Genomic DNA, 5,900 nt, shown 5'->3' with positions numbered 1-5,900 from the left:
GATTTTCAGCTTCGTCATAAATATTCGTCAGAATTTAACCGAATGAAACAGCGATAGTTCCGTTCAGTTTTTCATCAGAATACAGAATAATTTCTTTGTTTTTTGCCCTTATTTTATTCCAGTAATGGTTTCCTGCGAAACGGCTTTCCAGAACTTCCGCCTCAAAACCGCTTTCAGAGATTTTTATTTCTTTCGGATAATAAGAAAATTTTGAAATCTGAAAATCCTGCATTTCACTTTCACTGAAAATATTTACTTCCCCGAAAAGTTTGGCAACGTAAGAATTAAAAGGATTTTTAAAAGCTTCTTCCGGATTTCCTTTCTGTACTATTTTTCCTTTTTGCAATACAATAATTTCATCCAGCCACGGAATGATATCCTGAAGTTCGTGTGTGGAAATTACCAGAGAAATGTTATTCTGCTTTACGTATCGGAAAAGCTTTTCCCTCAGTTCAATCTTTCTCGGAAAATCCAGATTGCTGAAAGGTTCATCAAGGATCAGAAGCTTCGGAAGTACAGAAAGTGCTCTTGCGATGGCAACTCTTTGTTGTTGTCCGCCACTCAGATTTTTAGGTAAAATAGGAGCAAATTCTTCTAACCCGACAACTTCCAGAAGTTCAGAAACGGTTTCTTTCTTTTTTGCCAGATTAATATTCGAGATAAATTTTCCTACATTTTCAGCAACCGTTGCATAAGGCATCAGATCAAAATTCTGGGCAACAAATTTCATCTCGGCTTCTCCTGGAACCAGATTTCCTTTCGGTCCCAATAATTTTTTACCGTCAAAAATAATATCACCACTTTCCCAGTCCAGCAAACCATAAATAAGGCTTAATAAAGTAGATTTTCCGCAGCCGCTTTCTCCGGCAAGCGCAATAATTTTACCTTCCTCAAAGCCCAGATTAAGGTTCTGAAACAAAGGTTTTTCTTTAGAATAGGAAAAGTTTAAATGATTTATTTCTAATAGCATATTACAAAAGTAATGAATTGAAATGTTTTTAGGAAAGAACAAAATTTTTTATTATTTTAGCAGGAGTAATAAAAAATTATAAATCATGAAGAAAAAGCTGTTTTCGTTGGTTATTCCTGCATTTTTCGCGTTAGCGGCAGTAGTTTCCTGTAAAAAGGAAAAGCCTCTTACCAGCGATAGCAATGAAGTGGCAACTACAAAAGACGGGGCACAATATGTTGTGGATACACTTAACAGCAGAGTGGAGTGGAAGGGATATAAAATTTTTAAATCTGAAAACACAAGCCATTTCGGAACTATTAAATTCGAAAGTGGCGATGTTACTGTAAAAGAAGGAAAGCTGGAAAGCGGAAAATTTGTTGCCGATATGGCTTCCCTTACTTCTGAAGATCTGAAAAACGATACTGAAAATTTAAACAAACTTAACGGGCATCTGAAAAGCGGGGATTTCTTCGAGGTAGAAAAATTTCCGACGGCTTCATATGAAATTACGAAAGTAACCCCTTCATCAGAAGGAGATTATAATACTTTACTGGATGGGAATTTAACCATCAAAGGAATTACAAAACCGGTTCAGTTTAAAGCCAATGTTTCCGTGAAGGAAGGTCTGGTAAATATTGCTACAGAACCGAAAGACATTATGAGGGAAGAATTTGGAGTGAAGTTTCAGGCTCCCGCCGAAAATGGCGTGATAAAAGATGAGGTAACTCTTCAGATCAACGTGAAAGCTTTAGAAAAAAAATAATTTTTTTATTTAAGTGAAATAAGTGATTGAAGTCTGCCTCCCCAAAAGAGGCAGATTTTTTTAACATTTTTAAGAAAATTATTCAACTGAAAAACCGTATTTTTGCAAAACATTTTGAAAGGGTAAAACAATGATAGAAAAGATAGAAGAATTACTCGTTGAGGTAAACGGCTTTAATGCTACATCTAAGGAGGAGATCGAAAACTTCCGAATCAAGTATAATGGTAAAAAAGGAATTCTGAATGATTTTTTTGAAAAATTCAAAGAAGTTCCCAACGATCAGAAGAAAGATTTCGGACAGAAGATCAATACTCTGAAGCAGGCTGTTAACGTAAAACTGGAAGTTTTAAAAAATGCTTCCGCATCTTCTATTATCGTAGAAAAAGAAGACCTTACAAGACCTGCGTTTCCTTTGGATCTGGGTTCAAGACACCCGATCAATTTAGTGAAAAACAGGATCATCGAGATTTTTAAATCTATCGGTTTTGCTGTGGCAGACGGTCCTGAAATCGAGGACGACTGGCATAACTTCACGGCACTGAATCTTCCGGAATACCATCCGGCGAGAGATATGCAGGATACTTTCTTCATCGAGCAGAATCCGGATATTTTATTAAGAACACATACTTCTTCCGTACAGATCCGTTATATGGAAGAAAATCAGCCGCCGATCAGGATTTTATCACCGGGAAGAGTGTTCAGAAACGAAGCGGTTTCTTCACGTTCCCACTGTATCTTCCACCAGATCGAAGGTTTATATATTGATGAAAATGTAAGCTTTGCAGATTTAAAGCAGACCATTCAGTTCTTTACGACTGAACTCTTCGGAAAATCAAAAATCAGACTGAGACCTTCTTATTTCCCTTTTACGGAACCAAGTGCAGAAATTGATGTGTATTGGGGATTAAACTCAGAAACAGATTACAGGATCACGAAAGGAACAGGATGGCTGGAAATTATGGGATGCGGAATGGTAGATCCTGCCGTTTTAAAGAATGTAAACATTGATCCGGAAAAATATTCAGGTTATGCTTTCGGGATGGGAATTGAAAGAATTGTAATGCTTCTTTATCAGATGAGCGACATCAGAATGTTCTTTGAAAATGATATCAGAACATTAGAGCAATTCAAAACTTTATAATTCGTAAAGTCTAAATAAATTTAAATCCTGTAAAAATTCAATTTACAGGATTTTTTACTATTTTTATGGTAAACTTGTTTAAAATTTTCAATTTTTACAGAAAGTTTTAACAAATGGATCTATTTCTTTACTGTTAAAAAATAAACAAAAACACACTTACTAATAACTTACACAAAATGTCCAAAAAATTATTGAATTTTAAAGCGAGAAAAATTATCCATTACTCATTGCTCGTTTGTATTCTGCTCATTCAGCTTCTTATTGCCGGTTTTTTCTATAATGAATTTATTTCGAGGAAAAATTTAACCTTTTTTGAAAATCAGCTTAAAGAAGTTCATACGCTGGAAAATCTTACGGACAATTCCCGCGGAGAACTCCTGAATGCACAGAGTTTTCTTCAGAAATATATGGTGAGTAATGATAATACCTATCTCGATTCTTATTTTACTTCTCTTAATAAACTGGGTAAAAATCTCGACAGTATCGGACATTACGAAAACAAATATCCGAAGCTTAAAAACGTTTTAACCTCCAAGAAGAAAGATTCTATGGAGATTAAAAAGCTGAAATCTCTGATAGATTCTACCTACGAATATTCTACGAAATCCAACTTTAAGGTAGAGAACAGCCTTCCGAAACTGGAAAAATACAGCGTCAACTACGATTTCGATAAATTTAAAGTAGAAACAAAAACAATTTCCGATACGGTAAAGAAAAAAGGGCTTTTCGGACGTTTGGGAGATGCTATTTCCGGAAAGGAAAATGTACGGAAAGAAAGTACGATTATTACAGTAAAACAGGGAAAAGAAGCCAGCCCTGCCAATATTAAGGCTGAATTCGACAGCATTTTTAATGAAGTGAACAATCATTATAAAGGAGAAATTAAGAAAATTCAGGTAAATGTGGTGAGAAACCAGAACAACAGCGGTAATTTCTATAAAATTTTTAATAATCTTCTCGTTTACAGCAATGGTTTAATGAATATCTACGAAGTTGCCATTAAGGATTCAAAAGCTGAACTGGAAAAAGAATATCAGAAACAGAATTCAGAAAGCAACAGAATCAGAAAGAATCTGGTATTCGGTGCGATGATCCTGATGTTCATTGTTTCCGTTTTGATTATGTTCCTGACCAGAATTGCATTTATTTATGAGAAAAAACTGAATGCCGCGAATAAACAGATCAGCGAAAACCTTAATTTCAAGAACAGAATTTTAGGAATGCTGAGTCACGAACTGAGATCGCCTCTGAAAATCATAGGGTTGTTCATCAACAGAATCAATAAAAGAACAGAAGACGAAAAGGTGAAAGAATATCTGAAATCCATTAGTTTTACCAACGATTCTCTGCTGATGCAGGCGAACCAGATTTTAGAATATACGAAAAATCAGGCGGTTGAAAATAAGCTGATTCCGGTGAAGTTCAATCTTAAAAACGAGATCACTTCAATTCTTACTTCTATTGAACCGTACATTGAAACCAGAAACAACAGATTCATTATTGATGAAAATATTAACCAGAACATCAACGTTTATTCAGATAATAAAAAAATCAACCAGATTTTCATGAATATTCTGGGAAATGCCAATAAATTTACTGAAAACGGACAGATAAAAGTCATCACAAAAACGCAGCCTGTTGACGAAAATACAATATCTTTGATTACAGAAATCAGCGATACCGGTGTCGGAATTTCCAAATCTGATCTTGAAAAGATATTCGAACCGTATTATCAGGGAGTTTTATCGGAAGATGTGGAAAATCTCGGAGCAGGATTGGGATTGAGTTTATGCAAAGAAATCATTGGTTTGTATGATGGTGATATTTCGGTTTCCAGCGAGGAAGGAAAAGGGACTACCGTACATTTTTCTGTTAATTTAAATATCAGTAAATGAGTGGAATAAATTCAGGATCTGTAAGATTTTTACTTGCGGATGATCATAGCCTGATAAGACAGGGAATTGTTTTTCTTCTGGAAGATATGGATTGGGAGAGTGAGATTTTTCACGCTTCCAATTTGCAGCAGCTTATGATTTCCATACAGGAACAACCGGTGGATATTGCGATTATAGATGCTCATTTTCCCGATGGAAACAGCATTACTGTTGTTCCGGAGATTAAAAAAATAAGTCCGGAAACCAAGATTCTCATTTTTACAGGAATCGAAGAAAGCGCCCATTCTTTAAAATTCTTAAATGCGGGAGCAGACGGATTTCTAAGCAAACTGAGCGAGGAAGAGGAGATTGCAGAAGCGATTAAAAAAATGTACAGCCATGGAAGTTATATTTCTGAGGTTACACAGGCTTTGTTGAGAAACTCCATAAGCAATCCGACACTTATTAATCCTTTGTTGTCTTTAACGGAAAGGGAACTCCAGATTGCGGAAATGTACGCGGAAGGTCTTGGAAATCTCGAAATAGCCAACCGGCTTGATATTAAACAGAATACGGTAAGTACACTCAAGAAAAGAATTTTTGATAAACTTAACATCGAAAATATTGTAGAACTTATTGAAGTGATGAAAAATCATTACTAAACTTTAAAATACATTTTGAAATTGAGATCATGAAATAATAATATTTCGTGATTTTTTTTATTAAAATGATTGTTTTTCCGCTAAAATATTGAATTATTTATCGTTGTAGATAAATATCTACAAGCTTAGCGATATATATCTAAATGATTTATTAGAATTATATACCACAATGTGCCTACATTTGTATCAACAAAAGCAAACAATTATTAACCGATAATTAAAAGTGATTTTTGATTCTGAAAACACAAATGATGAAAAAAAATTATTTCAGAATCAGAGATACTAAGACACAAATGATATTTGTATCGTGATTGCAGAGCAGCAATGCTCTGTAACAGATACTAAAAAAAGGGTAGCAAAGGTTAGAAAGCAGCCTAAAAAAACACACACAATGAAAATCAAGCCTCCGAAATTTCGGAGGCTTGACGTTTTTAATTACTGACCTAAGAAACAAAACGTAATTAAAAACAAGATTCTATTGAAAATATACAACGGTTCTGTTAAATCA

General features: G+C 34.7%; 5 protein-coding genes. 4 read left to right on the top strand and 1 reads right to left on the bottom strand.

Features of this window, described 5'->3' with window-relative positions; all coding sequences use genetic code 11:
- Positions 1-34: 34 nt before the first annotated feature.
- Complete coding sequence (locus QWT87_RS20745) at positions 35-970, bottom strand: sulfate/molybdate ABC transporter ATP-binding protein (RefSeq protein WP_302718603.1); 936 nt, start codon at positions 968-970, stop codon at positions 35-37.
- Positions 971-1,055: 85 nt separating this feature from the next.
- Between QWT87_RS20745 and QWT87_RS20740 the strand changes: the two genes are divergently transcribed.
- The 4 genes from QWT87_RS20740 to QWT87_RS20725 all read left to right on the top strand — a co-directional run bounded on the left by QWT87_RS20740 (position 1,056) and on the right by QWT87_RS20725 (position 5,392).
- Positions 1,056-1,715, top strand: a complete 660-nt coding sequence (locus QWT87_RS20740; protein WP_302718601.1) for a YceI family protein — start codon at positions 1,056-1,058, stop codon at positions 1,713-1,715.
- Between the two features lie 130 nt (positions 1,716-1,845).
- Positions 1,846-2,856, top strand: coding sequence for a phenylalanine--tRNA ligase subunit alpha (gene pheS / locus QWT87_RS20735; protein ID WP_302718599.1), 1,011 nt, complete (start codon positions 1,846-1,848; stop codon positions 2,854-2,856).
- A gap of 176 nt (positions 2,857-3,032) precedes the next feature.
- Positions 3,033-4,751 carry a sensor histidine kinase gene (locus QWT87_RS20730; RefSeq protein WP_302718597.1) on the top strand — a complete coding sequence of 573 codons (1,719 nt, stop codon included), beginning with the start codon at positions 3,033-3,035 and terminating at the stop codon, positions 4,749-4,751.
- Entirely contained in the window at positions 4,748-5,392 is a 645-nt protein-coding gene (locus QWT87_RS20725) for a response regulator transcription factor (protein ID WP_302718595.1), read from the top strand. Before QWT87_RS20730 ends, QWT87_RS20725 begins: the two co-directional genes overlap by 4 nt.
- Positions 5,393-5,900: the final 508 nt, after the last annotated feature.

Source organism: Chryseobacterium urinae (assembly GCF_030518295.1).
In the GTDB taxonomy this organism is placed as follows: Bacteria; Bacteroidota; Bacteroidia; order Flavobacteriales; family Weeksellaceae; genus Chryseobacterium; species Chryseobacterium mucoviscidosis.
Note: the sequence above shows the minus strand (reverse complement) of the source record. Positions and strands in the feature narration are given on the sequence as shown.

Bases quoted from the DNA above. Each gene is read 5' to 3' on its own strand.
- QWT87_RS20745 (WP_302718603.1), bottom strand. From the start codon at position 970: ATGCTATTAGAAATAAATCATTTAAACTTTTCCTATTCTAAAGAAAAA.
- QWT87_RS20740 (WP_302718601.1), top strand. From the start codon at position 1,056: ATGAAGAAAAAGCTGTTTTCGTTGGTTATTCCTGCATTTTTCGCGTTA.
- pheS (WP_302718599.1), top strand. From the start codon at position 1,846: ATGATAGAAAAGATAGAAGAATTACTCGTTGAGGTAAACGGCTTTAAT.
- QWT87_RS20730 (WP_302718597.1), top strand. From the start codon at position 3,033: ATGTCCAAAAAATTATTGAATTTTAAAGCGAGAAAAATTATCCATTAC.
- QWT87_RS20725 (WP_302718595.1), top strand. From the start codon at position 4,748: ATGAGTGGAATAAATTCAGGATCTGTAAGATTTTTACTTGCGGATGAT.